The organism is Kitasatospora sp. LaBMicrA B282, from assembly GCF_050325825.1.
Classification (GTDB): Bacteria; Actinomycetota; Actinomycetes; order Streptomycetales; family Streptomycetaceae; genus Kitasatospora.
In genome coordinates this window covers 1-25775 of sequence record NZ_JBNQTI010000029.1, presented here as the reverse complement: position 1 = coordinate 25775, position 25775 = coordinate 1, and the positions used below count along the sequence as shown (strand labels likewise).

Below are 25775 nucleotides of genomic sequence, written 5' to 3'. Positions count from 1 at the left end.
GTCCTGGCGGTCCGGTCAGTCGGCGGTGCAGGTGAGCATGCTGCTGACCGGGTTGTCGACGTACCCCTGCCAGAAGGCCGCGTCCCGCGTTGCGGTGGGTGGGGGTGGGGTGACCGGGCGGGTGCGGACCGACGTGAATCCGCAGTCCGCCGCCGCTGCCGCGAGGTCGGCGAGCTGCCACTCGTAGAACTCCAGCGGGGCGGCGGGGTCGCTCAGGAACTCCCCCTTCAGCAGGGGGACGTCACCGCCGGCGATCCGCTCGTGGACGTGGAAGCCGTACGGGTCCCAGTTCCCGTGCGGGTACGGGGAGGGGTTGGGGACCAGCGCGACCAGGCGACCGCCGGGCTTGAGGTTGGCGTGGATCCTCGCGAACATCGCCCGCAGGGCGTCCCCGGTGGCGGCGTAGTTGAACAGGTAGACCGCGGTCGCCAGGTCGAAGGCCCCGATCACCGGCAGGTTCGCGGCATCGGCGACCCGGTAGCTGAGGCCGAGCGGCTGGTGCTCCTCGTGCTCCCGGGCGAGGCGGACCATCTCCGGCGAGATGTCCACCCCGACCACCGGGTACGCGCCCAGCCCGGCCAGCAGGCGGGTGTTGAAGCCGAACCCGCACGCCACGTCCAGCGCCGCCGCCCCCGGCACCCGTCCCACCTCGCGCAGCAGCGTGAAGGTGTCGGCCGCCGGATACGCGGCGGTCAGCTTCAGCTGGACGAAGCGCTCACTGATCAGGTCGTACTGCTCCATGCCCCTGCTCCCTTGTCCGGGGGGGGAACCGTGCACCGCGCTCAGCGTCCGGCGGCGGCGATGGTGTGGCGCCGCTGCCACACCCCGCGCGAGATGCGCGCGAGCAGCCGTGCGGCGGGGTCCTCGACGTCGCGACCGCCGGCCAGCGGTCCGGTGTAGCAGACGGACAGCACGTAGGGCGGCGCGTCGTCCGGGTGGACCAGGGCTGCGCTGAGCCGCACCCCGGTGATCCAGCCGTTCTTGCCCGCCAGGCGGACGCCGGGCGGCAGGCCGGCGGCCAGGTCCACCCGGTGCGTGTTGTGCTCCAGCAGCGCCAGCACCTCGGGCTCCAGCGACTGCAGCAGCCGCGCCAGGTCCAGCGCGCTGACCAGGTTGTTCACCCCCGCCTTGCGGGCCGCGGCGTCCTCGATCCCGCGCGGGCTGCCGCCCTTGGCCCCGGCCCGCCGCCAGACCTCGGCCACCGCGGGATGCCCGACCTGCTGCAGGCACAGGTTGGTGGCCAGGTTGGAGGAGTGGCTGACCATCCGCTCGGCCAGCCAGCGCAGCGGCACCTGCTCGCCCAGGCGCTCCCAGGGCAGCGGGTCGCTGTCCTCGGCGCGGTCGTTGCCGTACACCGAGCCGGTCCGGGACCGGAACCGGTTCACCACCGGTACCCGCGCGTCCCAGTCCAGGTCGCTGCGGTAGAGGGCTGCCAGCACCGCCGCCTTCATCGTGCTGGCCGCATAGTGCGGCACCTGCGCGTTGCGCGTGAACACCGGAGCACCCTGGCCGGGCGCGATCACCACCGAGAGCACCCTGCCATGGTAGGGGAACGGCGGCCCGGTCGGCGTGCGTCCTCAGTCGCCTGACGACCTGTCGGCGCTGGGCACCAGGATGAGGGCGAAGCCGAGGAGGGCGGCGAACAGGTGGCCGACGGTGGTGAAGTCGGGGAGCGGCCCCGACCAGTCGAGGCCGCCGAACGGCCAGAGCAGCACGAACGCCGCCCAGGGCAGCCGGGCGCGGCGGGGGAGGGTGGCCGTGGCGAGCGCCATCACGGTCTGCGAGCCGTAGCTGATGCCGTAGTCGAGGGTGTGGCGCACGTCAGGGGAGTACCAGCCGTGGCGCAGTGCCAGCTGGATGACGCCCGCGGTGAGCAGGGTCGCCACGACGTGTCCGGTGAGGAAGGCGCCGAAGGCGGTACGGGCGCCCCGGCGGGTCTCCAGGCGGGCCAGGCACCAGCCGATGCCCAGGCCCAGGGTGATGGTGGTGCCGACGAAGCCGAGGGAGAGCACGTCGGTCAGCGTGCCGTCGAAGAAGAGTGCGCTGCCGAGCAGCGCGGCGACCGGGTGGTCACCGAGGTTGTGCAGGTTGGTGCTGACGTACTGCAGCAGGGCGGCGGCGCGGGCGCTCGGCAGGACCTGCTCGACCAGCAGGTGGGTGAGCAGCAGCAGGCAGAGGTAGCCGAAGGTCACCGGTGCTCGCCTCGGGTAGTTCCGCAGGGCGAGCAGCAGGGGACGGAGCATGGGTGAGCCTCGTGAGGGTCGTTGCCGGGAGACCGTGACGCGGGGGCGTGGCCCCGGGGTGCGGCCCCGGGGCTCGGACCGTGCGCTGATCAAATGGTGGGTCGGGCGGTCGGGCGGTCGGGCAGGTCAGGCGGTCAGCGCCGCGAGCTCCGCGTCGGCGCGCTCGGTGACCAGCGCGAGCACCCGGCCGGCGGCGGCCAGGTCCTCGGCCGGGATCCCGGCCCAGATGCGGGCGCGGTGACGGCGGCGGTGGATCCGGTGCTGGTCATGGTGTTGTCCCCCTGGACTGAGTGCTCTCATGGCTCGGTACGGGTGGCGCGAGCGGTGCGTCGAGCAGGGTCGTCAGCTCCTCGGTGAAGGCGCGCGTCCGCGGGGCGTCGAGGCCGCCGAGCGGTTCCAGCAACTGCTGCAGCAGCTCCTGGACCACCGCGATGGCCTGCCGCGTGACCGCCTGGCCCTGTTCGGTGAGGCCGAGCTGGACGGCCCGCGGGTCGCGGGGGTCGCGGGTCCGCTCGATCAGGCCGGCCGCCTCCAGGGCGCGCGCCAACTTCGAGACGTACAGCGCCTCCAGGCCGGTGTGGTCGGCGAGTCGGCGCTGGCTGGGCCGCTCGCCGGCCCGCTGCATCCCGTGCAGCGACGCGACCAGCGAGTACTGCGCGTGGGTGAGGCCCAGCGGCGCCACCGCGCGGTCGACCGCGACGCGCCACTTGTTGGCGAGCCGCCACACCAGGAAGCCGGGCGTGGCGCCCGGTGCACCCTTGCTCATGGAAATAGCGTACATGGCTACTATGTCCATGACTACTATTCGCCGCCGTGCCACAGCTCCCGCTGCGCTGTCACCAGGTCGGCGATGGAGCGCAGTTCGGCGTCCGCCGCGGCGGACGGCCCGGCCTCGGCCGGCACCCCCAGGTCCGGCCTGCGGTCGGATCCGTTGACGGTCGCTGAACGGCCGTGCGACGGTGGGGAAGTGATCCAGCTCCGAACCGCCGGCCGTGGAGGAAGACTGCTGTGACCCTCGGAAACGACGACTCCCGCCAGGCCATGGACCGGTCGCTGACCCTGGATCAGATACGCAGCTTCGAGGAGGAGTTCGCCGCCCGACCGGCGAACCGGCTGATGCAGAACGCCGTCACCGGCACACCGGTGGACGACATCGCCCTGGACCGGCGGGTCCTCACCGGGACGGACCACTCGGTCTCCCACCACCTGGACGACTGGCGGGCCACCAACCAGAAGCAGAGCGGGCGCTGCTGGCTGTTCGCCGGGCTCAACCTGCTGCGGGTCGGCGCGGCCCGCAAGCTCGGCGTGAAGGACTTCGAGTTCTCCCAGAACCACCTGCTCTGGTGGGACAAGTTCGAGCGGGCGAACCGCTTCCTGGAGGCGGTCATCGAGACCGCGGACCGGCCGGTGGACGACCGCACGGTGGCGCACCTGCTGGCCAACCCGATCGGTGACGGCGGGCAGTGGAACATGTTCGTGGCGCTGGTCGCCAAGCACGGCCTGGTCCCCAAGTCCGCGATGCCGGAGACCGACAGCTCCTCCTCGACCCGGGCGATGAACCGGGCGCTGCGGACCCTGCTCCGCCAGGGCGCCCGGGACCTGCGCGGGCAGGCCGGCGAGGGGGTCGAGGCGCAGCGGAAGACCAAGCGGGAGGTGCTGGCCGCCGTCCACCGGGTGATCAGCATCCACCTCGGCACGCCGCCGCAGCGCTTCCTGTGGCAGTGGGAGGACCGCAACCGGGAGTTCCACCGCGACGGCTGGCTCACCCCGGCGCAGTTCGCCGCCGCGTACGTGCAGCTCCCGCTGACGGAGTACGTCTGCCTGGTGCACGACCCGCGGGCGACCAGCCCGGTGGGCCGCACCTTCACCGTCGAGTACCTGGGCAACGTCGTGGACGCCCCGCCGGTGGTCTACCTCAACGTGCCGATGGAGCTGCTGAAGCGGCTGGCCATGGAGTCGATCGTCGGCGGCGAGCCGGTCTGGTTCGGCTGCGACGTGAAGAAGATGATGCGCGCGGACGCCGGCGTCTGGGACGCCGCCCTCTTCGACTACGCCGCCGTGTACGACGCCCCCTTCACCATGGACAAGGCCGACCGACTGCTGCACCACGAGACCCGGATGACCCACGCGATGCTGTTCACCGGCGTCGACCTGGTGGACGGCGCGCCGCGCCGCTGGCGGGTGGAGAACAGCTGGGGCGAGGAGAAGGCCGACCGGGGCTTCTGGACCATGAACGACTCGTGGTTCGGTGAGCACGTCTTCGAGATCGCAGTCCGGCGCTCCGCGCTGCCGCCGGACCTGGTGGCCGCCCTCGACCAGCCGCCGATCGTCCTGCCCGCCTGGGACCCGATGGGCTCCCTCGCCGACTGACCGGAGCGGCCCCGGACACCGACTGACCGGGGCCGCCCCGGAACCCCGGCGGCGGCCCGTTGTCCGACCGCCGTCCTATCGTGTCGACCATGACATCACTGATCCTGGCCCCGTGGTCCGAACAGGGGCTCGCCCTGCTCCACCGGCAGAACACCCGCGAGCTGACCGAGCACCTCGGCGGGCCGGAGACGGCCGAGCAGGTCCAGCGCCGGCACCAGCGCTACCTCGAGCTCGGCGGCGGCCAGATGTTCCTGGTGCTGCTGGAGGGGGAGGTGGTCGGCTCGGTCGGCTACTGGAGCACCGAGCACGACGGCGAGCCGTGCTACGAGACCGGGTACGGCATCCTCCCGGACCACCAGGGCCGCGGCTTCGCGGTCGAGGCGCTGCGGCTCTGCGCCGCCCGCGCGGCCCGGGACGGCGACCGTGCCTGGCTGCACGCCTTCCCGTCGATCCACCACGCGGCCTCCAACGCGGTCTGCCGCAAGGCGGGTTTCGAGCTGGTCGGCGACTGCGAGTTCGAGTACCCGCCGGGCCACTTCATCCGTTCGAACGACTGGCGGCTGGCGCTGACGGTGGAGTAGTCCGGTGCCGTTCAGCCGGCGACGGGCCGCCAGGCGGGCCCGTCCCCGTCCGGCTGGACCCGGCCGAAGACCACGTCCGCGAAGTGCACGCCAAAGCCGATCGTGCCCGGCCTGGCCAACTCGGCCACCAGCCGCCGGCGTTCTTCGGCGGCCCGGTCGGGGTCGAGGTCGGCGGCCGCCGACCACTCGGGGTGGTCCACCTGGAGCGGCGAGTGCATGGCGTCGCCGAAGGCGATCAGCCGCTCGCCGCCCCCGGTGATGACGTAGCAGGCGTGCCCGGCGGTGTGCCCGGGGGTCAGCAGGGTGCGCACCCCCGGGAAGATCTCCTCGCCGTCGACGACCGTGCGCACCTGCGGGGCCATGACCTGCAGGACCTGGTCGGTGATGCCGCGCGCCGCCAGCAGGTGGCGGTGTTCCCACTCGGTTGCGGCGACCAGCAGGTCCCGCCCGGCGAACGCGGGCAGCTCGCGGCCCGGGGCGGGCTGCCAGGCCCAGCCGATGTGGTCCAGGTGCAGGTGGGTGATGGCGACGGCCTCGATGTCGGCCGGCGGGCGGCCCAGCGCGGCCAGGTTGTCGAGCAGCGCACCGCCGTGGATGGCCCCGCGCGGATTGCCGGGCTGGGCCGGGATCGACTGCGGGCCGAAGCCGGTGTCGATCAGCAGCGCCCGGTCGCCGTGCTCCACCAGCAGGGCGCCGATGCCCGCCACCAGGTTGCCGCGGTCGTCGAGGTACTCGGGGCGGGCGGCCCAGTCCGCGTCCGTGCTGCGCGGGAACCAGCCGCGGGCGTTGAGCTCCACCGCGCCGTCCGGCACGTAGGTGACCTTGGTGTCGCCGAGTTGCAGGGATCGTGTCACCGCCGGTCGGCGCAGCCGCTCGGTCAGCGGCGTGCGGCCGGTGGCCCGGCCCGTCGTGGTGCTCGTCATGGTCGTGCTCCTGAGCTCTGGGAGTGGGGTCGGCGGTGTCGGCGGTGTGGCCTGAGCGGTGGCGGTGACCGCAGGGTCCAGTCCACTCGTTCCGCCGCCCGCGCGCCAGCAGCAGCTCGCGGTGCTGACGATCACGAATCGCGATCGTCGCGGGCCGCCGCCCGGCAGGCCGCCAGCAGTGGGTTCACGCGCTCGGGGAGGGCGGCGGCGGGCACGGCCAGCACGGTGGGCAGCGAGAGCGCCGACCCGGCGCCGCCCTCCCCGGCACCCGGTCCGCCGCCCGGGGAACGCACCGGCAGGAAGGCCACCCGACCGCTGCGCACCTGGTCGGCGTGGACCGCGTACACCACCGTCCAGCCGGCCACCCCGGCGCCCAGGGCCGCCAGGGTGTCCTGCAGCGAGCTGTAGGGAGGCCCGGGCACCGGCTCGAAACCGGCGTCCCGGCAGGCCCCCAGCACCAGGTCCACCAGCGGCGGATTGTTCCGGCGGGCCGTCAGGTGGAGCGGCAGCTCCGCCAACTGCGCGAGGTCCACGGCCGTCACCCCGGCCGGCGCGTGCCGGGCCGGCAGCGCGACCAGGAGCTCCTCCTGCCACACCGGGATCTGCCGCACCCCGTCCGGCGCCGCCACCTCCCCGCGCACGAAGGCCGCGTCCCACTCCCGCTCGGCGACCCGCCGCAGGCGCTCCTCCGGCGCCGCGGACGCCAACTCCACCCGGACGCCGGGCGCGTTCCGCTCCAGCACCTCCAACACCCGCTCCAGCCGCAGGCCCATGCCCCGGCTCGTCCCGATCCGCAGCACGGTCTCGCGGGCGGCGACGAAGCCGCCGACCAGGTCCAGCGCGCGCTGCTCGGCCGCCAACACCTCCCGCGCGCCGGGCAGGAAGGCGCCCCCCGCCGCGGTCAGCCGCACCCGGTGCGCCGAGCGGTCGAACAGCTCGACGCCCAGCTCCCGCTCCAGCCGGGCGATCTGCTGGCTGACGGCCGACTGCACGATCGTCAACCGCTCGGCCGCCCGGCCGAAGTGCAGCTCCTCGGCCACCGCCACGAAGTACCGCAACTGACGAAGTTCCATCCCTTGATCTTCGCAGGGAATCCTGGCGTTCGGGCCGGACGGGAATGCGCTCCTCGGCCCGGAGCCGCGAAACGGCGGAGTTCCCTGCGGCTTCGGGTGACAGTCGGATGGGCCGTTTCTGGTTCTCGATGTACTCCTTGACGATGCTCAGCGGTGCACCTGCACGGGCCCCGCGTGTCCGGTGGCGGTCGGCCGGTCCTGCGGGTCCTGCTGGAGCGGCGGCTGCCGATCCCGCTGGCCAGGGGCGCCCACCGGCCGGATCTCTGGCTCCCCGCGCTGGCCCCCTCGGTGGCGCTGCGCTGCTGGTACGCCGAGTGTCCCGAAGGGTTCGCCGAGTACCTGGCGCGCTACGAGCGCGAGGTGCTCGGGGCATCGGAACGGGCCGCCGAGCTCCACGGCCTGCTGGCGGCCGCCGGACAGCGGTCGCTGATCCTCCAGGTGGCCGAGCGCGACCCGGCCCGCAGTCACGCGGTGGTGGTGACCCGGCGGTTGCACGAGCTGCATGGCCTGCGCGGGTTGTGCGGGTCGCCCGAGCCGGACGGACTGCAGGCGTGGCTCGGCCTGCGGGGGAGCGGGGCCTGAGCGGGCGTCAGGGCACGAAGGGCACGTCCGTCAGCGGGTCGACGGCCGGCACGTCCGCCGCGGCGGTCAGGGCCGTCAACGCCTCCACCAGTGCGGCCCGGCGGTCCGGGGAGAGCCGGGAGACGATCTTCGCGACCTCGCGGTGCCGGTCCTCCAGCACCCGGTCCACCAGCCGCCGCCCCTCCGCGGTCAGGCTCAGCACCACCTCCCGGCGGTTGTCGGCGTTGACCTGACGGTCCACCAGGCCCATCGCCTCCAGCCGGTCGACCGACCGCATCGCACTGGACGGATTGACGCCCAGCGCCTGGGCCAGCACGGCGAGCTTGGCCGACCCCAGGTTGCGCAGCACCACCAGCGTGCGCAGCTGGGGCACGCTCAGCGAACTCTCCGTGTCGGCCAGGGCTCGGGCGGAGAGGGCGACGAAGAGCCGCGAGGCGGCCATCACCGCCGTGATCACCTCGGTCGTGTCCTGCGCGAGGTCGTCGCTCCCGTGCTCTGCCATGCGGTTCTTTATATCGCAGCCCAACACCGCAGCCGACCCCGCCGGCTGCGGCTCCGTCCCGGTGCGGATCGGTGGCTCCGTCCCGGTGCGGACCGGCGGTCAGCGCCGCGCGTAGTCGGCGAAGCCCTGCCAGTCGATCACCACGCACCGCTCGTCGCCGACGATCCACGCGTCGTGGCCGGGCGGGCAGATCATGAAGTCGCCGGGGCCGAACTCCATCTCCTCGCCGTCGTCCATGACGATCTTCATGCGGCCCGAGATGAAGTAACCCATGTGGGCCGCCTGGCAACTCTCGGTCCCCGCGATCGGCTTCACGTGCTTGGACCACTGCCACCCGGGCTCGAACACCGCCCGGCCGACCGCCCCCGCGTCGAGGTTGACCACGGCGAGCTCGCCCTTGCCGTCCTCGAACGGGCGGAGTTCCTCGGGCGAGTCCAGACTCTTGCGAACCAGACCAGCCATGTCACACACTCCAAGGTCGGTCTTCACTTACCTCCATCCTTCGCCGAAACCCCCACGCCTGCATCCGGTGCGGCCGGGCGCGTGGCTGCCACCCGCGGCCCGCGCCTGCCCGGTGGTCCGTGCGGTCTCAGTCCCGGGCGTCGTAACGCTGCCGGGCGGCCTCGATCGCCTCGAAGTTCGCCTCCGACCAGACCTTGACGGCGGCCACCAGCGGGCGCAGTCCGTGGCCCAGGTCGGTGAGCTCGTAGTCCACCCGGACCGGGACCGCGGCCGTCATGGTGCGGACCACCAGCCCGTCGCGTTCCAGGGTGCGCAGGGTCTGGGTGAGCATCTTCTGGCTCACGCCGGCGATCCGCCGGGCCAGGTCGCTGTAGCGCTGCGGGCCGTCGGCGAGGGCGACCAGCAGCAGGCTGACCCACTTGTCGCTGATCCGGTCCAGCACCTGCCGGCTGGGGCAGGCGGCGAGCATCGCGTCGTAGGCCTGCTTGGCCTCCTCGCGACGCTGGGCGGCGGTCATGGTGGTCGCCATCGCGGCTCTCCCTGCTCTCCTTGGTGCGGTCAACGCACTTTCAGGTGCCTACTTCCTGATGGAGAGTAGCACCAGCAGGATGGGGAGCACCCCGGGGGCGAGCCCCGGGGGACGGGTCCGCGGGGCGGACGAGCTGACGAACTGATGGAGCGAGAGATGCGTGCAGTGGTGGTGCGGTCGTACGGCGGTCCCGAGGTGCTGGAGCTGGCCGAGGTGGCGCTGCCCGAGCCGGGGCCGGGCGAGCTGCGGGTCCGGGTCCGCGCCGCGGTGGTCAACCCGGTGGACGAGGAGACCCGCAAGGGCGGCCTGGCGGCGCTGGGCCTGCACCGGGACCTGCCCGAGCTCGGGCTGGGCTGGGACGCGGCCGGCGAGGTGGACGCGGTCGGCGAAGGGGTCGGCGGCTACCGCGTCGGTGACCGGGTGATCGGCATGTCGGCGGGCCTGGAGCAGGCGAGCAAGGCCTACGCCGAGTACGTGGTGCTCGGGGTGGACGCGGTCGCCCCGGCGCCGGACGGTGTCGCGCCGGAGCAGGCCGCGACCGTGCCGCTGAACGGCCTGACGGCCTGGCAGGGCCTGGACCTGCTCGACCTGCCCGCCGGTGCGGCGGTGCTGATCAGCGGTGCGGCGGGCGGCGTCGGCGCCTTCGCGGTCGAACTGGCCGCCGCCCGCGGCCTGCGGGTGGTGGCGCAGGCCGGCGCAGCGGACGAGCAGCTGGTGCGCGGCCTGGGCGCCGAGTTCTTCGTGCCGCGCGGCGCGGACATCGCGGCGGCGGTCCGGGCGGTGCTGCCCGACGGCGTGGACGGGGTGCTGGACACGGCCGTGCTGGGCGCGGCGCTGCTGGCCGCGGTGCGGGACGGCGGCGCGCTGGTCGCGGTCCGCGGCGGCGCGGCACCGGAGCCGGAACGCGGCATCCGCAGCGAGAACGTCTGGGTCCGGCCGGACACGGCCCAACTGGCCGAGCTCGCCGCCCGCGCCGGGACCGGCCGGCTCACCCTGCGCGTGGCCGACACCTACCCGCTGGACCAGGCCGCGGCAGCACACCACCGCCTGGCCGAGGGCGGGGTGCGCGGGCGGCTGGTCCTGCTGCCCTGAGCCGCGCGGTGATCATCGTTCGGGTACGGTGACGGTCACCGCACGCAACACCGCGCGTGGCCGTCGGGGGACGAGGGGGAGCCAGCGTGGGGACGAGCGAGCGGGAGCGGACCGCGGGGGCGGCGATGAAACCGCTGCTCTTCCTCGACGTCGACGGCGTGCTCAACCCGGCCGACCCGCACCCGGCGACGGACTACGAGGCCCACACCGTGCTCGGCTTCCGGGTGCTGCTGCACCCGGACCACGGGCAGTGGCTGCGGGAGCTGGCCGAGGTCTACGAACTGTGTTGGGCCACCACCTGGGAGGAGGATGCCAACCAGCACCTCGCACCGCTGCTCGGCCTGCCCCGGCTGCCGGTGGTGCGGTTCGCCGGGTACCGACCGCAGCCGGGGGACCCCCGGATCCGGCTGATGGAGTTGCTCTCCGGCGCCAAGTGGGCCCCGCTGCTGCGTCAGGCGAACGGTCGGCCCTTCGCCTGGCTGGACGACGTCATGCCGTTCCGCCTGGTCCGCAACTCGCTGTTCCGGCGCGATCGGTTGCTGCTGCCCATCGACGCGACGCAGGGCCTCGAACGCCACCACGTGGACCGGCTGCTGTCGCGTCCGCCGCGCCAGGCTCCGTTGGCGGGCGCGTTGGACCGGGTACGGTACCGGCGGGTGACGGGATGACGGTGATGGGCGCGTTCGAGGCGGCGCTGGATGCCGTGGGGTGGGACGGGCTCGAGACCTCGCATCCGATGCATCCCGTCGAGGACATACCGCGGACGCTGCGCCTGCTCGCCGCCGCCGGGGCGCAGGCGACGGAGGAGGACACCTACCCCCTCTACTCCCTCGTCACGCCGGAGGGGAGCGGGACGCCGTCCGCAGCGGCGGCGGCCCTGCCGTTCGTGGTGGCGCTCGCCGCCGACCCGGCGATGGGAGTTCGGGTCACCCTGGCGGAGTTGCTGGTGGCCATGCAGGCACCGGCCCTGGCGGGCGAGGACTGGACGGGGGCCTGGGCGCTGCTCGCGGATCCGGACCCGGCGGTGCGGCGGGCGGCGATCCCCCTCGCGGCCGGGATCGTGCGGCTGCTGGAGCGGTGGTGGACGGAGACGGACCCGACGGTGCGCGTCGCACTGCTGCTCGCCCTCGGCACGGCCGCGGCCGACCCGGCGGCGGACCGGGATGCCGTCGATGCGGCACGGGCCGTGCTGGCGGCGGTGCTCGGCGGGGACGACCCGGTGCTGTGGCTCGCCGCCGTGCACGCCTCGGCGGAGTTCGACCACGACCTGCCGGTGCGGCAACTGGACCGGCTGGTCGAGGTGTACACCGAGCACGCGCTGCGGCCGCGGTTCGAGGAGGTCTGGTACACCCCGGACGTCGAGTCCCCCTTCACCCGGGAGGACCTGGTCCACTGGACGGCCCGGACCCTGGCGCACCAGCCGGAGGCCGAACTCTCCTTCGCCGTCCGGCTGATCGAGACGGCCCAGCGCACCACGGACGTGCTGCTCTGCCGGGAGGCCCTGGACCTGGCGTGGCGGCTGCTCACCGAACGGCGCTCCGTGGAAGCCGCCCTGCTGCCGCTGGCGGGCGGGCTGCTGACCGATCCGGACGGCCCCGTCCGGCTGCGCGCGGCGAACCTCCTCGCCGCGCTCGGCCCGGCGGCGGCCCCGTACGCAGACCGGCTGGTGGCGCTGCTCGACGACGACGCGGCCGCCGAACTCCTCGACGGAACGGTCGGCGCGATCGCGCGTTGGGCCCTGACCCGGATCGGCGACCCGCGCGGCCTGCCGGGCCTGATCGGGCAACTCCGCGCGCAGGAGGAGGAACCGGGCCGCGGTTACGCGAACAGCGACCCCCGGCGGCCGGACGTCACCGACGTGCTGACCCCGCTGCGAGCCCACGCGGACGTCCTGCTGCCCGAGATCCGGGAGGCGATCCGGCAGGGCGGGGCCCGGGGCGGTGCCACCCGGCCGTTCCTCGAGGCACTGAAGGCCTGGGGCGAGGACGCGGCGCCGGCCCTGCCCGACCTGCTGCCGCTGCTCGCCGACACCTGGACCTCGATGTACGTGATCGGGATCCTGCAAGCGCTCGGACCCCTCGCCGCCTCGGCCGAGCCCGCCCTGCGCACCTGCCAGGTCCTGGACTACCCCGGCAACCACCAGTCGGTGGCCTGGACCGCCGCGTACCTCAGCGCAGATCGCGCGGCGGCGCTGCGCCTGGTCGGCGACGCGGTGCTGACGGCCGAGGCCCCCGGCTACGGACCCCTCGGCACCCTGGCCCGCTTCGGTCCCGACGCGGCCCGCTACGCTGACCGGATCCGGCCCGCCCTGCAGAGCGGCGCGCCCTGGCTGCGCCTCAGCGCGGCGATCACGCTCTGGTCGATCACCGGCCGGCCCGAGGCGAGCAGGCCGGTGCTGGAGGAGTTCGTGGTGGCGGTCGCCGACGGCGGCGACGGGTTCGGCCTCTTCCGTGACGCGCTGCACGCCCTGATCGGGATGGGCGAGCCGGGCCCGGTGATCCGCCGCGCGCTGCTGACGGTGCGGCAGTCGGACCGGCGCCTGTCCACGGAGAGCGGCTACCCGATGATCCTGCAGGACCAGGAACTGCGCGCCCTGATCGACCGGGCCCTCGGGCCGGACCCCGATCACCTCTGAGGGGGATCACGTCCGACGGGCCCGCGTTCCCCGGCGGCGTCGGTCAGACCCGGCGGATGGTGGCGATCGGGAGCGCGTTGGCCTGCATGATCCGCACGTTGGCGCCGGTGTGCGGGGCGTGCACCACCTCGCCGTTGCCGATGTACATGCCCACGTGGCCCTCGTAGCCGTCCTCGGCGTTGTAGATCACCAGGTCGCCGGGCTGGGCCTGGGCGAGGCTCGGTACCGAGGTGCCCACCGACGCCTGTTCCTCGGAAGTGCGCGGCAGCTGGATGCCGGCCTGCTCGTAGGCCCACTGCATCAGACCCGAGCAGTCGAAGGAGCCCGGGCCGGTGGCACCCCACTTGTAGGGGTCGCCTATCCGGGAGAGCGCGGCCTGCACCGCGGAACCCGCCTGGCCGGAGGCCTGCGGCAGGCCGGCCAGGCTGGCCCGGGAACTGCTGCGGGAGACCTCGCCGCCGTCCTCCTGCTGCTGGGCCGCCAGCACGGCGGCCCGCTGGCTGGCGGTGAGCGAGTTGAGCAGCGCCTGCGACTGCTGGAGCTTGGACTGCACCTGGGACTTGGCGTCGTTCAGCGAGGCCGTGGTGGTGTCGAGCTGGGCGAGCGTGGTCGCAGCGTCCTGCTTCTGCTGGTTCAGGGTGCGCTCGGCCTGCTGCAGCGCCTTCAGCGCCTCGGCCTCGCTGATGCTCGCCTGGTGCTGGGTGGCGGCCTGGTCGAGGTAGCCGCCCGGGTTGGCGGTGAGCATCAGCTGGATCGACGGGTCGAGCCCGTCCTGCATGTACTGCTGACCGGCCACCGAGGCCAGCCCCTGCTCCAGCTGGTCCACCTGCGACTGGGTGCGGGCCACCTCGTCCTGGAGCTGGGAGGCCTGCTGGCGCAGCCCGTCCGACTTCTCCTTGGCGCCGTCGTACTGCTCGGTGGCCTTCTCCGCCTGCGAGTTCAGACCGTCGACCTGCGTCTTGACGTCATCGACGGACGGCGCGGGAGTGTTCGTCGACGGATCGGCCCAGGCGCTCTGCGCGGACAGCACGACCGTGGCCGCGGCAGCGAAGGTGAGCACGGCGACCCGGGCCTGACTCGGTTGCTTCGGACGGCGGTGGGTCGCCACGGCGGCTCCTTCTTCCCGATACTTCCCGAGGGGTCGCTCGGTCGAGTGAGTCGGCCGGACGAGTGACTTGACGTCCGACCATACTTCTTCTCCGAAGATCGGGCCACTCGCCCCCGGGCGGGTGACGTGCAGGTCAAGCGGATTTGTTGAGTTCGTTTCAGTGACCGGCCGCGGTACCGCTCGTGTGCCGCCGCGGTACCGGCCGTGCCCCGCCGCGGTCCCGGCCGCGCTCCGCCCCCGGACCGCGTACCGCACAGGTTTACCGCCGGCTCCACCCCAGGTTTGACGACGGCTGTCGAGGGCTGCCACCACCATGGTCGCCCGGGTGCTCCTGAACGGCCGGAACAGTGGCCCCTGCCGTATCGGCTCCGCCATCCCGATCGGAACTGCCGTCCCGGCTCCCGGAGAGGAACCCCGAGTGTCACCACTGCTGCGCCGTTGTGCCGACCTCGCCGAGAACGCCCGCGACCGGCGGCCGGCCGCCTACGCGAAGAAGGCGGACGGCGAGGCGCGGAACGCCGACGACTACTACTCGCCGCTGAACGCGATCGTCGAGTACTCGTGCGCCGCAGTGCCGGACCCCGGCGTCCTGGACCACGACTGACCAGTCGGCACGGACCGGGCGAGGGAACGAGATGAGCAGCGCACGATCGATTCTGGTCTGGGGTGCGGTCGCCGCCCAGGCCCTGTTCACGGGTTCGTGGTTGCTCGGTGGCCTCGCCGAGGAGCGGGGCTACCGGGTCTCCGCGGACGGCATCAGCGACCTGGGCGCGCTGACGGCGAGTCACCCGTGGACCGTGCTCACCGCCCAGGGCATCGCCGGCGCCCTCACCATCGCCTTCGCGATCTTCGCGCTGGGCCCGGCGCTGGCCGGCCCCGGCGGTCGGCGGCCCGCCGGGGCCTGGCTGGTGGCCGCCTCGCCGCTCGGCCTGGACAACATCTGGGACGTCTTCTTCCGGCTGGACTGCCGGGCCGCCGACCCCGGGTGCTCGCAGAGCTTCGGTTCGGGCTCCTGGCACGCGGTGGCGCACCTGGCGATCTCGACCCTCACCTTCCCGATCATGGTGATCACCCCGTCCGTCCTGGCCGTCCAGTTCCGCGCCCGCCCGGCCTGGCAGGGCCGCGCGGGCCTGGCGCTGGCCTTCAGCCCGGTGATGTTCGTCGGGGTGACCGCCTTCATGGGACTGCACGGACGCGACGGCGGCGGCTACGCGGAGCGGGTCCTCGCGCTCGCCGCCTCGACCGGTACGGTCCTGCTGGCCCTCGGAACCCGGTCCCGGACACCGCCGAGCAGCGGGCGTGGACGACGAGGCTGCTCGGCCTCTGACGGATCGTCGGTCAGAACCGCGATCGTCGGTCAGGACCGCTCCGGTCCGCGGTACGGCAGGGTCTGGCTGTAGACGACGTTGGTGGTGGTGCTGCCGAAACCGGCCAGCTCGTCCACCAGCTTCTCCAGGTGCTCCATGGAGGCCGCGGCCACCTTCAGGGTGTAGCAGTCATCGCCCGTGGTGCGCAGGCACTCCAGGATCTCCTGACGCTCGGTGAGCAGCTGGTGCAGCGGCTGGTGGCGGTTGCCCGGGTACTTCAGCCGGACGACGGCGAGCACGGGGTAGCCGACCTTGGCCAGGTCCACCACCGCGTGGTAGCCGGTGATCACGCCCGCCGACTCCAGGTTCCGCACCCGCTCCGTGGTGGCCGACGGGCTGAGGTTCACCCGTCGCCCCAGTTCGCTGAGGGAGATCCGGGCCTCCCGCTGCAGCTGTCCGATGATCGCCCAGTCGACTTCGTCGAGATTCACGGTCATACCGCGAATCTACCGGAAGAATGACGGGAGACAGCCTTCAGCACCGGGAAGATACTGTTCCATCTGCCAAGATCACCGGGATAGCCTCGGACCATGCAACTTGGCGTCAACGTACCGAACTTTGGACCGGGCACCGATCCCGGCGTGCTGCGCGACTGGGCACGGATCACCGAAGGCCTCGGCTACGACCTCCTCATGGTCTCGGACCACGTGGTCGTCACCCCGGACGTGGCCGAGCGGTACCCGGAGCCGTTCCACGAGCCGTTCACCACGCTGTCCTGGCTGGCCGGCGTCACCACCAGGGTGCGGCTGGGCACGACCGTGCTGGTCCTCCCGTACCGGCACCCACTGCTGGTGGCGCGGATGGCCGGCAACCTCAGCCGGCTCAGCGGCGGCCGGCTCGTCCTCGGCGTGGGCGTCGGCTGGGCCCGTCAGGAGTTCGACGCGCTCGGCGTGCCCTTCACCGCGCGCGGCCGGCTGACCGACGAGTACCTGGCCACCCTGCGGGACGCCTGGCGCACCGCGGCCGAGGACGGCGCCGCCCCGATCCCGCTCTGGATCGGCGGCCACAGCCCGGCCGCGCTCCGTCGGGCCGTCAGCTTCGGGGACGCCTGGCACCCGCTGCGGCTCCCGCTGGCCCGGATGAGCGAGGTCCTGGCGGACCACGCCCTGCCGGGGTTCGCGCCCCGCATCGCCCTGCGGCTGACCGGCGCCCCGGGCGACGACCCCGAACGGCCTGCCGGCGTCGGCAGCATCGACCAGATCCTCGACGACCTCGACCGACTCCGCCTGCTCGGCGCCGAGACCGTCGTCCTGGACCCCTACCACGGCGACCCGGACGAGACCCGCCGCCCGCACGCGGCCTGGCGGGCCCTCACCGAGGTGGCCACCCACTGGAGGACGGCCTCGTGATCACTACCGCCGACGAACCGCTGCTGCGCCGCGCGATCGACCTCGCGGCCCGTGCCGTCGCGCTGGGCGACGCACCGTACGGCTCGCTGCTGGCCGGCCCGGACGGCACGGTCCTCGCCGAGGCGCACAACACGGTGCGGCGCGACGACGACATCACGGCCCACCCGGAACTGAAACTGGCCCGCTGGGCGGCCCGCGAACTCGACCCGCGGACGGCCGCGGGAACCACCCTCTACACCAGCTGCCAGCCGTGCGGAATGTGCGCCGGCGGCATCGTCCGCTCCGGCATCGGCCGGGTCGTCTACGCGCTCTCCACGGAGCAACTCGTCGAGCTCAACCCGCCGTCGGGTGCCTGGCCGACGGTCCCGCAGGACGGCCCGGCCCTGTTCGACGAGGCCCGCGTCCCCATCGACGGCTACTACCACCCGAGTTGAGGACCGCTCGGGGTGCTGCCGGACGCCCCGCCGGACGACGAACGGCCGGGGCCGGGCCCTGGAGCGGGCACGACCCCGGCGCGCTGGGGTGCTGAGCTGCTGAGGCGCTGGGTCGATCAGGAGGCGTTCAGCGCGGTGTCGTCGACGACGAAGCTGGTCTGGTCGGGGGAGGAGTTCTCCACGCCGGTGAAGGTCAGCGTGACGCTCGTGCCGGCGTAGGCCGACAGGTCGAGGTTCTCCTGCGTGTAGCCGTTGTTGGCGTCGAGGTTGGAGTAGGTGGCCAGGGTGCTGCCGTTGGCCGTGACGGTGAGCGTGTCATCGGCGGTGCCGGTGGTCTTGGCCGTGTCGACGTGCAGCCAGAAGCTGAACGCGGCCTTGCAGCCGGCCGGGATGGTGACGGTCTGGGCGAGCGTGTCGGTGTGCGAGGAGCCGTAACCGTCCAGCCAGGCGTCCCAGTTGCCGCTGTGCGAGGGCTCGCTGGTCATGTCGTTGTTGATCACGCCGGCGGTGGCGGTCCAGGGTGCGGCGCTGCCGGTCTCGAAGCCGGGGTTGCCGAGCAGCTGACCGGGTGAGGGGCAGCCTGTGGCGACCGGGTTGACGGTCCAGCCGAACGTGGTGCTGCCGCTCGCGCCGGTGCTGTCGGTGGCGGTGACCGTGACGTTGGCGGTGCCGGCGGTGGTCGGGGTGCCGCTGATCAGGCCGGTGGCGGCGTTGATCGACAGGCCGGCCGGCAGGCCGCTCGCCGCGTAGCTCAGGGTCTGGCCGCTCGCCGAGTCCGTGGCGCTGATCTGCAGGCTGGCGGCGGTGCCGGCGGTGCCGGTCTGCTTGCCCGGGTTGGCCACGGTGACCGTGTTGCCCGTGCTGACCGGGTTGACGGTCCAGCCGAACGTGGTGCTGCCGGACGGGCCGGTGCTGTCGGTGGCGGTGACCGTGACGTTGGCGGTGCCGGCGGTGGTCGGGGTGCCGCTGATCAGGCCGGTGGAGGCGTTGATCGACAGGCCGGCCGGCAGGCCGCTCGCCGCGTAGCTCAGGGTGCCGCCGGCGGTGTCGGTGGCGTGCATCTGGAGGGAGGCGGCGGTGCCGACGGTGCCGGTCTGGTTACCGGGCGCGGTGACGCTGACGCTGCCGGTGGTGCCGGTGTTCCAGGCGTCGGTGATGGGCGTGGCCTGGGCGGCGGCACCGGCGTACGGCAGCCCGTACATGTCCTCGATGGTGCGCAGCACGGTGAAGTGGTTGATCTGCTCGTTGTAGGCGCCCGGCTTGACCTGCTGCCCGTCGAAGAAGGTGGCGATCTGGTTGGGGCCGGTGCTGTCGTCCTCGTCGAAGGTGGTGATCAGCAGGCTGTTGTGGGTCTTGGCCCACTGCACGTAGGCGTCCAGGTGGGTCTTCAGCCAGGTGTCACCGGTGGAGATCGAGCAGTCGTGGATGTCGTCGCAGAGGTTGGGGATCACCCAGGAGACCGTGGGCAGCTGGGTGAAGTCGGTCGGGAAGCTGCTGAACGGCACGCTGTCCGAGGCGGGCACGTTGGTGAAGTTGGTCCACGGCACGTGCTTGCGCGCGTACTCTCCCGAGGTGCAGACGGTCGAGCCGACCGAGGGCAGGCCCTCCGAGTAGCCCTTGAAGGTCAGGCCCTTGGCGAGCAGCTCGGCGCCCTCGTTGTCGGTGCTGAAGCTGTGCGGGCAGGAGTCGTCGGTGACCCCCTGGTTGGAGCCGGAGAACAGGTCCAGGTAGTTCGGTTCGCTGGGGTGCTCGATCGCGAACGAGTTGGTGAAGTTCGCGCCGGAGCCGGCCAGCTGGTTGAAGTACGGGGCCTGGGAGTTGCCCACGATGGAGCTCTGGGAGGTGTTCTCGAAGAGCACCACCACGACGTGGTCGGGACGCGGTACGGAGGCCGTGGCAGTGGACTGCAGCGCGGCGGACTGCACCGCGGCGGGTTGCACCGCCGCGGTGGTGGCGGCGCTTGCGGGACTGACGGTGCCGGCGAGCCCGCAGAGCAGGCCGATGGTGGCGGCGAGACCGGTGGCGAGGCGTGGCAGACGCACGGATTCTCCTCGGAGGGGCGGGTGGTGGTCGTCACTGTCCCGCAGTTGACGATGTCCACACAAGACGTCTGTCGCCGAATGGCGGATGAACTTCCCTTTTCCTCACGGGGGTTGACAGTACGTGGACGTCTCGGCGTGGCAGGTGGTCACCTGGGTGCGCCCTCGTTCACCTCTGCTCACCGCGGCCCGTCGCTGCCGGCCGCGGTCCGTTCGGCTCTGCGGTGGCGATGGTGGGATCATTCAGGTAGGTCCCGAAATGAGGGAGCTGCAATGTCCGCGATCATGTCAAGCATCGAGATCTCGCGTCCCCCCGAGGACGTCTTCGCCTACGTGACCGACCCGACGCACATGGCCGAGTGGCAGGAGAGCGTCGTCTCGGTCCGCCCGGAGGACCGGGCCGCGCCGCACGTCGGCTCCAAGACGGCCGTCACCCGCCGGGTCGGCAACCGGCAGATCACCATGACCACCCAGATCGACGAGCTGAGCCCGCCGCGCAGTTTCCGGGCGCACGGCCTCGACGGGCCGGTCCGCCCGAAGGCGGTGACCACGATCGAGCCGTTGGACGACGGGCGGCGCTCGCGGGTGACGATGTCGCTCGACTTCGAGACCCACGGCATCGGCAAGGTGCTGGCCCCGCTGGTGGTCCGGCCCTCGGTGCGCAAGGAACTGCCGAAGAACCACCTGCGGCTGAAGCAGCTGCTGGAGGGCGATGCGGCAGGCGGCGGCGACGCGGCCGTCCGGTAGGCGCACTCGCCGCGGGCGGGTCGACCGGGCGGGTCGACGGGGGCTCCGCGCGTCCGGTGCGGGGCCCGGGGGTCAGGCCTCCGTGGGCCCCGGCAGGGCGAGCCAGTCGGACCAGGAGATCTCGCGGCCGAGGAAGCGCGGCCGCGCGAACGGCCAGTCGGCGGCGATCCACTGCGGCACCAGCGCGTCCAGGGCCTGCTCGACCTCGCTGCCCACCAGCTCGTCCACCACCCACCAGGAGATCTCGCCGTCCGCACCGGCCCGCTCCGGCGGGTCGACGTACACGCAGCCGAGCAGCGCCGTCTCCGCCGCGTCGAACAGCGCGTAGTTGAAGGACTGGTGCGCGGCGATCTCCTTCTCGTGCCGCAACAGGTCGGCCTGGTCGGCCTCGTAGGTCATGGTGGCCGCCGGCCAGCCCCAGGCCGGGCCGAAGATGGTCCACAGCCGCTCGCGCGAGCCCATCACGGCCGGGTAGTCGAGCGGGGTGTCCGCCTCCCGGATCGGCCGCAGGTGATGGCCGCCGCCGGGCAGCGGCACCAGGACGGGGTGGACGAAGTCATCGGGGAGCCAGCTCATGGCGCCCGACCGTAGCACCGCACGAGCGCCTGGTCCTCGGATTTTCCGCGGCGGCGGGCCCGGCCAGGGCGGTGCGGTCATCCGTCGTCGAACGACACCATGGTGGATATCTCCTGCCGCACGTTGTTGTGGGCGGTCTCGGCGGTGGGTCCGTCCGTCGAACAGGCGCGTCCCCGGTGTGCGCTGTCCGGGCGGCCGGCGCAGCGCCGGCCGTGGTGATCAGTCCCCGGCGGCCGCGCGCAGGCGCCTCCTGATGTGACGAGGGGTCAGCAGGTCCTGGTCCGCGAGGATGTCGAGGAAGGCGGCCGCCACGGGGTCGGGGGTCGTGCGGGTGTAGGCGGTCAGCGGGCGGGTGACCGGGGGGTCGGGGCGCAGCACGACGCCGGTGTAGTGGGGCGGGATGGTGTTGGCGGGGACCAGGGTGGGCCCGAGGCCGGTGGCGGCGTAGTTGGCCGCGGCGGGGGCCTGTTCGGTGCGGACCGACACCTGCGGGCGGAAGCCGGCGGCGGCGCAGGCCTGGTCGAGGATGGCGGCCAAGCCGCTGTCGGGGGTGTAGTGCACCCATTCGCGCTCGGCGAGGTCGGCCAGGCGGACGCGGGGCGCGTCGGCGCAGGCACCCGCGGGGTCGTCGGCGTGGCTCACGACGAGGAACTCCTCGGTGCCGAGGTGGCGGACCTGCCCCTCCCAGCCGGGCGGCGGCGGTCCGACGGCGATGTCGGCCTGCCCGGCGCTCATGGCTGCCGCCAGGTCCTCGGTGCGGCGGTGCTCGAAGAGGCGGACCCGCACGCCCGGGTGGCGCCGGCGCCAGCTGCCCAGGGCGGCGGGCAGCAGGCCGTGGCTGATGGAGTAGAGGGTGGCGAGGTGGAGCTCGCCGGTGGCGAGGCCGGCGGCGCGGCGGGCCGCGGTGGTGGCGCGCTGGGCCTCGGCGAGTGCCGCGCGGGCGTGCGGGAGCATCGCCCGCCCGGCGGGGGTGGGGCGCACGGTGCGGGGCAGGCGCTCCAGCAGCGGGCCGCCGATCTCCCGCTCCAGCGCCTGGAACTGGTGGGAGAGGCCGGGCTGGGTGATGTGCAGGCGTTCGGCGGCGCGGGTGAAGGAGCCCTCGTCGACGATCGTCACCAGGTACTCGAGCTGTCGCAGCGTGGGCATGCGCTCAGCTTATCTGTTTCATAGGAAACAGTCCTTGGACGCATGACCGGCCCGGCTCGCAGGATGGGGGCACGCCCGGCGAGGGCGATACCGAGCCCTCGCCGACCCGAGCAAGGAGCTGTCCCATGTCGAACGAGTCCTGCGCCGTTCTCGCGGTGTTCAAGGCGGCGCCGCACGCCACCGAGGAGGACTTCGCGAAGGTCATCGACGCCGAGCTGGCCCGGGCCGCCGAGCTGGTCGACCAGGGAGTGATCGTGCACGGCTACCACCGCGCGGACCTGGTCGGTGCGGCGTTGGTCCTGGACGCCCCGACGGTCGAGGCCGCGCGCGGGATCATCGAGACCTTCCCCGCGGTCGCGGCCGGACTGATCGAGACCGAGTCGGTCATCCCGCTGGTTCCGCTGCAGCTGCCGCAGCACTGACGAACCGCCGCACGGCCGGGCACCGCCGATCCCGGGTGCCCGGCCGTGCGGCGGACGCCCACCGACCCAGACCCTCAGAAGCCCGGAGGAGCCTCCCATGCCCCATCCGTCCGAGCCGGCGGCCCCGGTCCTCGACCCGGCCGCCCGGGCGCTCGCCGACCAGGTGGCGGTCGGGCCCGACCCGCGCGGGCTGCCGCTCACGGAGCTGCGCGCCCGGCTGGACCTGGCCCAGTCCGGCCCGGTCCAGCGCCCCGACGCCCAGGTGGAGGACCTGTGCCTGCCCCAGGCCTACGGTGCGGTCCGGATCCGGCTGGTCCGTCCCGTCGCCCCCGGCCCGGCTGCGCTGCCGGTGGTCCTCTACCTGCACGGCGGCGGTTGGGTCGCCGGCAGCACGGTCAGCCACGACCGGCTGGTCCGGGAGCTGGCCGTGGGAGCGGGCGCGGCCGTGGTCTTCGTGGACTACGACCTCGCCCCCGAGGCGCCCTACCCCACCGCCCTGCGGCAGGCCCTCGCGGCGACCCGCTGGGTGGTCGACCGCGGCCGCGCCCACGGGCTGGACCCGAGCCGCACGGCGGTGGCGGGCGACAGCGCGGGCGGCAACCTGGCCGCGGCGCTGACCCTGCTGGCCGCGGAGCACGGCGTCCGCCCCTTCCGTCACCAGGTGCTGCTCCACCCGCCGTTGTCGGCGGACTGCGACACCGCCTCCTACCGGCAGTTCGCCCGGGGCTACTTCCAGAGCGCCGAGTACCTGCGCTGGCTGTGGCAGCAGTACGTGCCCGACCCCGCTCGGCGGCTGGAGCCCACCGCCGCACCGCTGAACGCCGAACCCCACCAACTGGCCGGTCTGCCACCGGCGCTGGTGATCACCGCCGAGGCGGACCCGCTGCGGGACGAGGCGGAGGCCTACGCCGCGAAGCTGCGCGCGGCCGGCGTGCCGGTCACCTGCGTGCGCTACCAGGGCACGATCCATGCCTTCGCCGTCCTCGACGCGCTGCGCGAGACCGGTGCCGCCCGGGCCGCCCTCGCACAGCTCGTCTCGACGCTGCGCGAGGCGCTCCATCCGTCGAAGGAGACCCCGTGAACACGCCCACCGCCGGTCCGACCATCACCGTCGGCACCATCGCCCTGTCCTTCCACCGCGCCACCGCGGCCGTCATCCGACGCGTCCTGGAGGCCCACGGCCACCGGGTCGAGAGCGTCGAGGCGCCGCACGAGCAGCTCTTCCGGCTCCAGGCCGAGGGCGAGGTCGACGTGCTGGTCTCGGCCTGGCTGCCCTCCAGCCACGGCGGCTACCTGTCCGCCTACCGGGACCGGGCGCACCTGCTCGCACCGCACTACCACCCCTACTGCGTGTGGGCGGTGCCGCCCTACGTGCCGGTCGACGCGGTGCGCGAGGTCGCCGACCTCGCCCGCCCCGAGGTGGCCGCCCGGATGACGCGCACCATCGACGGCATCAACCCCGGCGCCGGGATCAGCCGCTTCTCCGCCCGGATGGTCACCGCCTACGGACTCGACCGCGCCGGCTATTCCTTCACCCCCGGCACCGAGGCGGGCTTCATCGCCCGCGTCGAGCGGGGGATCGCCGAGCGCGAGTGGTTCGTGATCCCGCTGTGGCGCCCGCAGTACCTCAACCGCCGCCACGACCTGCGCGCGCTGACCGAGCCCGAAGGCCTGCTCGGCACCGTCGACGCGGCCGCGCCCGTCATCCACCGACCGAGCCTCGCACGCATCCACCCGCAGGCACTCGCCCGCCTGGACGCCCTCCGGTTGGGCAACGACGGCGTCGAGGAACTCGACGGCTGGATCAACGCCGACGGCCTCACCCCCTTGGCCGCCGCCGACCGCTACCTCGCCGCCCACCCGCAGTTGGTCCGGTAGCCCGCCCCCGCCCCACCCTGCACACCAACCGATCCGACGCCCCTCCCGGAGCCACCATGAGCCCGCACCCGGCCACCACGATGCCCGCCGTCGCCTACCGCAGCAGCCTCCCGATCGACGACCCCGCCAGCCTGGAGGACGTCGAACTGCCGGTCCCCGAGCCCGCTCCCCACGACCTGCTCGTCCGGGTGGCGGCCGTCGCCGTCAACCCCGTGGACTACAAGGTCCGGCAGAACGCCGACCCGGGCGGCGAGCCGCGGGTGCTCGGCTGGGACGCCGCGGGCACCGTGGTCGGGGTCGGCGACCGGGTGACCCTGTTCCGGCCGGGCGACGAGGTCTACTACGCCGGGGCGTTGGACCGGCCCGGCGCCAACTCCCGCTTCCACGTGGTCGACGAGCGACTGGTCGGCCCCAAGCCGGCCACCCTCTCCCACACCGAGGCCGCCGCCCTGCCGCTGACCTCGCTCACCGCCTGGGAGGGTCTCTTCGAACGCCTGGGCCTGCAGCACGGCGTCCTGGCGCCGTCCGGCACCCTGCTGGTCACCGCCGCCGCGGGAGGGGTCGGAGCCATCGTCACCCAACTCGCCAGGGCGCTGACCGGTCTGACCGTGATCGGCACCGCGTCCCGACCCGAGAGCGCCGAGTTCGCCCGCCGGATGGGCGCCCACCACGTGGTCGACCACCGGCAGGCGCTGGTGCCGCAGCTCGCGCAGGTCGCGCCGGAAGGGGTGGACCACGTCTTCGGCACCGCCGGCACCGATCGCCACCTGGCCGCCTACGCCGAGGTGCTCAACCCGTTCGGGCAGATCGTCGCCATCGACGACTTCGACGCCCTCGACGTGGGTGCGCTCAAGGCCAAGAGCATCTCGTTCCACTGGGAGTTCATGTACACCCGCTCGATGTTCCGCACGCCCGACCAGGTCATGCAGCACCGCATCCTCACCGAGGTCGCACGGCTGGTCGACGCCGGACTGATCAGCACCACGGCGACCCAGGACCTCGGGCCGATCAACGCCGCCAACCTCCGCGCGGCCCACCGCGTCCTGGAGTCCGGCACCGCCATCGGCAAGACCACCCTGACCGGTTTCTGACCGCCCGCCCCACCCCGGGTCCGAGACCTACACCGGCTGCCCGAGGTGGTCCTCGTACACCGCCACCTTGTACCGCACGATGTCCAGGCACCGCTGCAGGTCCGCGATCTGTCCCAGGACGCGCTCCTCGTGCTCGCGCAGCAGCGCCAGGCGATCGGGTTCGGTGCCCGCGCCGCTGCGGGCCAGTTCGGTGTAGCGGCGGATCTCCGGTACGGGCATGCCGGAGGCCCGCAGCACGATGCAGAGGTTGAGCCACTCGACGTCCCCCTCGGTGTAGCGGCGCCGGCCGCCGACCTCGCGCTGGACGGGATTGGCCAGGATGCCCTCGCGCTCGTAGAAGCGCAGTGCGTGGACGCTCAGGCCGGTGCGGGCGGCGACCTGACCGATGCTCAGGGTCGCGGTGGCCAGGGTTTCCGGTGATTCCATCCGATCAGCGTATGACGTGGTCCGGAGTCGGCTCCAGTCTCCACGGGCCCCGACCCCCGGGGGGACGGTAGGACCCACGGCGGGGGGGGGGGGGGGGGGGGGGGGGGGGGGGGGGGGGGGGGGGGGGGGGGGGGGGGGGGGGGGGGGGGGGGGGGGGGGGGGGGGGGGGGGGGGGGGGGGGGGGGGGGGGGGGGGGGGGG

At 73.4% G+C, this 25775-nt stretch carries 30 protein-coding genes and 1 pseudogene; 15 read left to right on the top strand and 16 right to left on the bottom strand.

Going from position 1 to position 25775, the window contains the following annotated elements; all coding sequences use genetic code 11:
• Positions 1-15: 15 nt before the first annotated feature.
• The 5 genes and pseudogenes from ACQRUO_RS11085 to ACQRUO_RS11065 all read right to left on the bottom strand — a co-directional run bounded on the left by ACQRUO_RS11085 (position 16) and on the right by ACQRUO_RS11065 (position 3009).
• Complete coding sequence (locus ACQRUO_RS11085) at positions 16-741, bottom strand: class I SAM-dependent methyltransferase (RefSeq protein ID WP_428315627.1); 726 nt, start codon at positions 739-741, stop codon at positions 16-18.
• 41 nt (positions 742-782) lie between these two features.
• Entirely contained in the window at positions 783-1535 is a 753-nt protein-coding gene (locus ACQRUO_RS11080) for a serine hydrolase (RefSeq protein ID WP_428315626.1), read from the bottom strand.
• Between the two features lie 42 nt (positions 1536-1577).
• Positions 1578-2243, bottom strand: coding sequence for a rhomboid-like protein (locus tag ACQRUO_RS11075; RefSeq protein WP_428315625.1), 666 nt, complete (start codon positions 2241-2243; stop codon positions 1578-1580).
• Between the two features lie 126 nt (positions 2244-2369).
• Positions 2370-2477, bottom strand: a pseudogene (locus ACQRUO_RS11070) (MarR family transcriptional regulator); the annotation flags it as partial.
• A gap of 31 nt (positions 2478-2508) precedes the next feature.
• Positions 2509-3009, bottom strand: coding sequence for a MarR family winged helix-turn-helix transcriptional regulator (locus ACQRUO_RS11065; RefSeq protein ID WP_428315624.1), 501 nt, complete (start codon positions 3007-3009; stop codon positions 2509-2511).
• A gap of 242 nt (positions 3010-3251) precedes the next feature.
• On the opposite strand from ACQRUO_RS11065, the gene ACQRUO_RS11060 reads away from it, so the two are divergent.
• Together ACQRUO_RS11060 and ACQRUO_RS11055 are read left to right on the top strand one after the other, a co-directional pair.
• On the top strand, positions 3252-4613 hold the full coding sequence (locus ACQRUO_RS11060; RefSeq protein ID WP_428315623.1) for an aminopeptidase C: 1362 nt from the start codon (positions 3252-3254) through the stop codon (positions 4611-4613).
• An 89-nt stretch (positions 4614-4702) separates the two neighbouring features.
• The gene (locus ACQRUO_RS11055; RefSeq protein ID WP_428315622.1) at positions 4703-5194 is read left to right on the top strand and encodes a GNAT family N-acetyltransferase; all 492 of its coding nucleotides are present in this window, start codon (positions 4703-4705) and stop codon (positions 5192-5194) included.
• Between the two features lie 11 nt (positions 5195-5205).
• Here ACQRUO_RS11055 and ACQRUO_RS11050 read toward each other — a convergent pair whose 3' ends face one another.
• Both ACQRUO_RS11050 and ACQRUO_RS11045 read right to left on the bottom strand, forming a co-directional pair.
• Complete coding sequence (locus ACQRUO_RS11050) at positions 5206-6117, bottom strand: MBL fold metallo-hydrolase (RefSeq protein ID WP_428315621.1); 912 nt, start codon at positions 6115-6117, stop codon at positions 5206-5208.
• A 131-nt stretch (positions 6118-6248) separates the two neighbouring features.
• Positions 6249-7190 carry a LysR family transcriptional regulator gene (locus tag ACQRUO_RS11045; RefSeq protein ID WP_428315620.1) on the bottom strand — a complete coding sequence of 314 codons (942 nt, stop codon included), beginning with the start codon at positions 7188-7190 and terminating at the stop codon, positions 6249-6251.
• Positions 7191-7364: 174 nt separating this feature from the next.
• Between ACQRUO_RS11045 and ACQRUO_RS11040 the strand changes: the two genes are divergently transcribed.
• On the top strand, positions 7365-7772 hold the full coding sequence (locus ACQRUO_RS11040; RefSeq protein WP_428315619.1) for a DUF488 family protein: 408 nt from the start codon (positions 7365-7367) through the stop codon (positions 7770-7772).
• Positions 7773-7779: 7 nt separating this feature from the next.
• Here ACQRUO_RS11040 and ACQRUO_RS11035 read toward each other — a convergent pair whose 3' ends face one another.
• From ACQRUO_RS11035 to ACQRUO_RS11025, 3 genes are all read right to left on the bottom strand, one after another.
• Positions 7780-8274, bottom strand: coding sequence for a MarR family winged helix-turn-helix transcriptional regulator (locus tag ACQRUO_RS11035; protein WP_428315618.1), 495 nt, complete (start codon positions 8272-8274; stop codon positions 7780-7782).
• Between the two features lie 99 nt (positions 8275-8373).
• Positions 8374-8736, bottom strand: a complete 363-nt coding sequence (locus tag ACQRUO_RS11030) for a cupin domain-containing protein (protein ID WP_428315617.1) — start codon at positions 8734-8736, stop codon at positions 8374-8376.
• A gap of 127 nt (positions 8737-8863) precedes the next feature.
• Positions 8864-9265 (bottom strand): winged helix-turn-helix transcriptional regulator, encoded by a 402-nt coding sequence (locus ACQRUO_RS11025; RefSeq protein ID WP_428315616.1) that lies wholly within the window; start codon positions 9263-9265, stop codon positions 8864-8866.
• Positions 9266-9421: 156 nt separating this feature from the next.
• On the opposite strand from ACQRUO_RS11025, the gene ACQRUO_RS11020 reads away from it, so the two are divergent.
• From ACQRUO_RS11020 to ACQRUO_RS11010, 3 genes are all read left to right on the top strand, one after another.
• Positions 9422-10357, top strand: coding sequence for an NADP-dependent oxidoreductase (locus tag ACQRUO_RS11020; RefSeq protein ID WP_428315615.1), 936 nt, complete (start codon positions 9422-9424; stop codon positions 10355-10357).
• A gap of 86 nt (positions 10358-10443) precedes the next feature.
• Positions 10444-11025 carry an HAD domain-containing protein gene (locus ACQRUO_RS11015; protein ID WP_428315614.1) on the top strand — a complete coding sequence of 194 codons (582 nt, stop codon included), beginning with the start codon at positions 10444-10446 and terminating at the stop codon, positions 11023-11025.
• Positions 11022-12992 carry a hypothetical protein gene (locus ACQRUO_RS11010; protein ID WP_428315613.1) on the top strand — a complete coding sequence of 657 codons (1971 nt, stop codon included), beginning with the start codon at positions 11022-11024 and terminating at the stop codon, positions 12990-12992. The genes ACQRUO_RS11015 and ACQRUO_RS11010 overlap by 4 nt, the downstream gene beginning before the upstream one ends.
• Positions 12993-13035: 43 nt before the next feature.
• Here the strand turns inward: ACQRUO_RS11010 and ACQRUO_RS11005 are convergent, their stop codons facing one another.
• Positions 13036-14100, bottom strand: coding sequence for an NlpC/P60 family protein (locus ACQRUO_RS11005; RefSeq protein ID WP_428315612.1), 1065 nt, complete (start codon positions 14098-14100; stop codon positions 13036-13038).
• Positions 14101-14518: 418 nt separating this feature from the next.
• Here ACQRUO_RS11005 and ACQRUO_RS11000 point away from each other — a divergent pair, with 418 nt between their 5' ends.
• Positions 14519-14704: a hypothetical protein gene (locus tag ACQRUO_RS11000; protein ID WP_428315611.1), complete on the top strand. Its 186-nt coding sequence runs from the start codon at positions 14519-14521 to the stop codon at positions 14702-14704.
• Positions 14705-14735: 31 nt separating this feature from the next.
• On the top strand, positions 14736-15500 hold the full coding sequence (locus ACQRUO_RS10995) for a DUF998 domain-containing protein (RefSeq protein WP_428315610.1): 765 nt from the start codon (positions 14736-14738) through the stop codon (positions 15498-15500).
• Here the strand turns inward: ACQRUO_RS10995 and ACQRUO_RS10990 are convergent.
• The gene (locus ACQRUO_RS10990) at positions 15458-15904 is read right to left on the bottom strand and encodes an Lrp/AsnC family transcriptional regulator (RefSeq protein WP_428315609.1); all 447 of its coding nucleotides are present in this window, start codon (positions 15902-15904) and stop codon (positions 15458-15460) included. The two genes, ACQRUO_RS10995 and ACQRUO_RS10990, sit on opposite strands and share 43 nt — an antisense overlap.
• A 93-nt stretch (positions 15905-15997) precedes the next feature.
• Between ACQRUO_RS10990 and ACQRUO_RS10985 the strand changes: the two genes are divergently transcribed.
• Positions 15998-16816 carry a TIGR03619 family F420-dependent LLM class oxidoreductase gene (locus ACQRUO_RS10985; protein ID WP_428315608.1) on the top strand — a complete coding sequence of 273 codons (819 nt, stop codon included), beginning with the start codon at positions 15998-16000 and terminating at the stop codon, positions 16814-16816.
• Positions 16813-17250 (top strand): nucleoside deaminase, encoded by a 438-nt coding sequence (locus ACQRUO_RS10980; RefSeq protein ID WP_428315607.1) that lies wholly within the window; start codon positions 16813-16815, stop codon positions 17248-17250. The genes ACQRUO_RS10985 and ACQRUO_RS10980 overlap by 4 nt, the downstream gene beginning before the upstream one ends.
• Before the next feature lie 116 nt (positions 17251-17366).
• On the opposite strand, the gene ACQRUO_RS10975 is transcribed toward ACQRUO_RS10980, so the two are convergent.
• Positions 17367-19292, bottom strand: coding sequence for a putative Ig domain-containing protein (locus ACQRUO_RS10975; protein WP_428315606.1), 1926 nt, complete (start codon positions 19290-19292; stop codon positions 17367-17369).
• Positions 19293-19574: 282 nt separating this feature from the next.
• Between ACQRUO_RS10975 and ACQRUO_RS10970 the strand changes: the two genes are divergently transcribed.
• A complete protein-coding gene (locus tag ACQRUO_RS10970; protein WP_428315605.1) occupies positions 19575-20036 on the top strand; it encodes an SRPBCC family protein in 462 nt (153 codons plus the stop codon).
• Positions 20037-20108: 72 nt separating this feature from the next.
• On the opposite strand, the gene ACQRUO_RS10965 is transcribed toward ACQRUO_RS10970, so the two are convergent.
• Both ACQRUO_RS10965 and ACQRUO_RS10960 read right to left on the bottom strand, forming a co-directional pair.
• Positions 20109-20612 (bottom strand): N-acetyltransferase, encoded by a 504-nt coding sequence (locus tag ACQRUO_RS10965; protein ID WP_428315604.1) that lies wholly within the window; start codon positions 20610-20612, stop codon positions 20109-20111.
• 219 nt (positions 20613-20831) lie between these two features.
• On the bottom strand, positions 20832-21758 hold the full coding sequence (locus ACQRUO_RS10960) for a LysR family transcriptional regulator (protein WP_428315603.1): 927 nt from the start codon (positions 21756-21758) through the stop codon (positions 20832-20834).
• Between the two features lie 125 nt (positions 21759-21883).
• Between ACQRUO_RS10960 and ACQRUO_RS10955 the strand changes: the two genes are divergently transcribed.
• The 4 genes from ACQRUO_RS10955 (at position 21884) to ACQRUO_RS10940 (ending at position 25149) form a co-directional block, all read left to right on the top strand.
• Positions 21884-22180: a hypothetical protein gene (locus ACQRUO_RS10955; RefSeq protein WP_428315602.1), complete on the top strand. Its 297-nt coding sequence runs from the start codon at positions 21884-21886 to the stop codon at positions 22178-22180.
• A 97-nt stretch (positions 22181-22277) separates the two neighbouring features.
• Positions 22278-23261: an alpha/beta hydrolase gene (locus ACQRUO_RS10950; protein WP_428315601.1), complete on the top strand. Its 984-nt coding sequence runs from the start codon at positions 22278-22280 to the stop codon at positions 23259-23261.
• A complete protein-coding gene (locus ACQRUO_RS10945) occupies positions 23258-24058 on the top strand; it encodes a glycine betaine ABC transporter substrate-binding protein (protein ID WP_428315600.1) in 801 nt (266 codons plus the stop codon). The genes ACQRUO_RS10950 and ACQRUO_RS10945 overlap by 4 nt, the downstream gene beginning before the upstream one ends.
• Positions 24059-24114: 56 nt before the next feature.
• Entirely contained in the window at positions 24115-25149 is a 1035-nt protein-coding gene (locus tag ACQRUO_RS10940) for a zinc-binding alcohol dehydrogenase family protein (RefSeq protein WP_428315599.1), read from the top strand.
• Positions 25150-25176: 27 nt separating this feature from the next.
• On the opposite strand, the gene ACQRUO_RS10935 is transcribed toward ACQRUO_RS10940, so the two are convergent.
• Positions 25177-25575: a MerR family transcriptional regulator gene (locus ACQRUO_RS10935; protein WP_428315598.1), complete on the bottom strand. Its 399-nt coding sequence runs from the start codon at positions 25573-25575 to the stop codon at positions 25177-25179.
• Positions 25576-25775: the final 200 nt, after the last annotated feature.

Excerpts from the sequence above, each read along its gene's own strand:
- ACQRUO_RS11085 (WP_428315627.1), bottom strand. The coding sequence starts at position 741 with ATGGAGCAGTACGACCTGATCAGTGAGCGCTTCGTCCAGCTGAAGCTG.
- ACQRUO_RS11075 (WP_428315625.1), bottom strand. The coding sequence starts at position 2,243 with ATGCTCCGTCCCCTGCTGCTCGCCCTGCGGAACTACCCGAGGCGAGCA.
- ACQRUO_RS11065 (WP_428315624.1), bottom strand. The coding sequence starts at position 3,009 with ATGAGCAAGGGTGCACCGGGCGCCACGCCCGGCTTCCTGGTGTGGCGG.
- ACQRUO_RS11055 (WP_428315622.1), top strand. The coding sequence starts at position 4,703 with ATGACATCACTGATCCTGGCCCCGTGGTCCGAACAGGGGCTCGCCCTG.
- ACQRUO_RS11050 (WP_428315621.1), bottom strand. The coding sequence starts at position 6,117 with ATGACGAGCACCACGACGGGCCGGGCCACCGGCCGCACGCCGCTGACC.
- ACQRUO_RS11045 (WP_428315620.1), bottom strand. The coding sequence starts at position 7,190 with ATGGAACTTCGTCAGTTGCGGTACTTCGTGGCGGTGGCCGAGGAGCTG.
- ACQRUO_RS11035 (WP_428315618.1), bottom strand. The coding sequence starts at position 8,274 with ATGGCAGAGCACGGGAGCGACGACCTCGCGCAGGACACGACCGAGGTG.
- ACQRUO_RS11030 (WP_428315617.1), bottom strand. The coding sequence starts at position 8,736 with ATGGCTGGTCTGGTTCGCAAGAGTCTGGACTCGCCCGAGGAACTCCGC.
- ACQRUO_RS11025 (WP_428315616.1), bottom strand. The coding sequence starts at position 9,265 with ATGGCGACCACCATGACCGCCGCCCAGCGTCGCGAGGAGGCCAAGCAG.
- ACQRUO_RS11020 (WP_428315615.1), top strand. The coding sequence starts at position 9,422 with ATGCGTGCAGTGGTGGTGCGGTCGTACGGCGGTCCCGAGGTGCTGGAG.
- ACQRUO_RS11010 (WP_428315613.1), top strand. The coding sequence starts at position 11,022 with ATGACGGTGATGGGCGCGTTCGAGGCGGCGCTGGATGCCGTGGGGTGG.
- ACQRUO_RS10995 (WP_428315610.1), top strand. The coding sequence starts at position 14,736 with ATGAGCAGCGCACGATCGATTCTGGTCTGGGGTGCGGTCGCCGCCCAG.
- ACQRUO_RS10990 (WP_428315609.1), bottom strand. The coding sequence starts at position 15,904 with ATGACCGTGAATCTCGACGAAGTCGACTGGGCGATCATCGGACAGCTG.
- ACQRUO_RS10985 (WP_428315608.1), top strand. The coding sequence starts at position 15,998 with ATGCAACTTGGCGTCAACGTACCGAACTTTGGACCGGGCACCGATCCC.
- ACQRUO_RS10970 (WP_428315605.1), top strand. The coding sequence starts at position 19,575 with ATGTCAAGCATCGAGATCTCGCGTCCCCCCGAGGACGTCTTCGCCTAC.
- ACQRUO_RS10965 (WP_428315604.1), bottom strand. The coding sequence starts at position 20,612 with ATGAGCTGGCTCCCCGATGACTTCGTCCACCCCGTCCTGGTGCCGCTG.
- ACQRUO_RS10960 (WP_428315603.1), bottom strand. The coding sequence starts at position 21,758 with ATGCCCACGCTGCGACAGCTCGAGTACCTGGTGACGATCGTCGACGAG.
- ACQRUO_RS10955 (WP_428315602.1), top strand. The coding sequence starts at position 21,884 with ATGTCGAACGAGTCCTGCGCCGTTCTCGCGGTGTTCAAGGCGGCGCCG.
- ACQRUO_RS10950 (WP_428315601.1), top strand. The coding sequence starts at position 22,278 with ATGCCCCATCCGTCCGAGCCGGCGGCCCCGGTCCTCGACCCGGCCGCC.
- ACQRUO_RS10940 (WP_428315599.1), top strand. The coding sequence starts at position 24,115 with ATGAGCCCGCACCCGGCCACCACGATGCCCGCCGTCGCCTACCGCAGC.
- ACQRUO_RS10935 (WP_428315598.1), bottom strand. The coding sequence starts at position 25,575 with ATGGAATCACCGGAAACCCTGGCCACCGCGACCCTGAGCATCGGTCAG.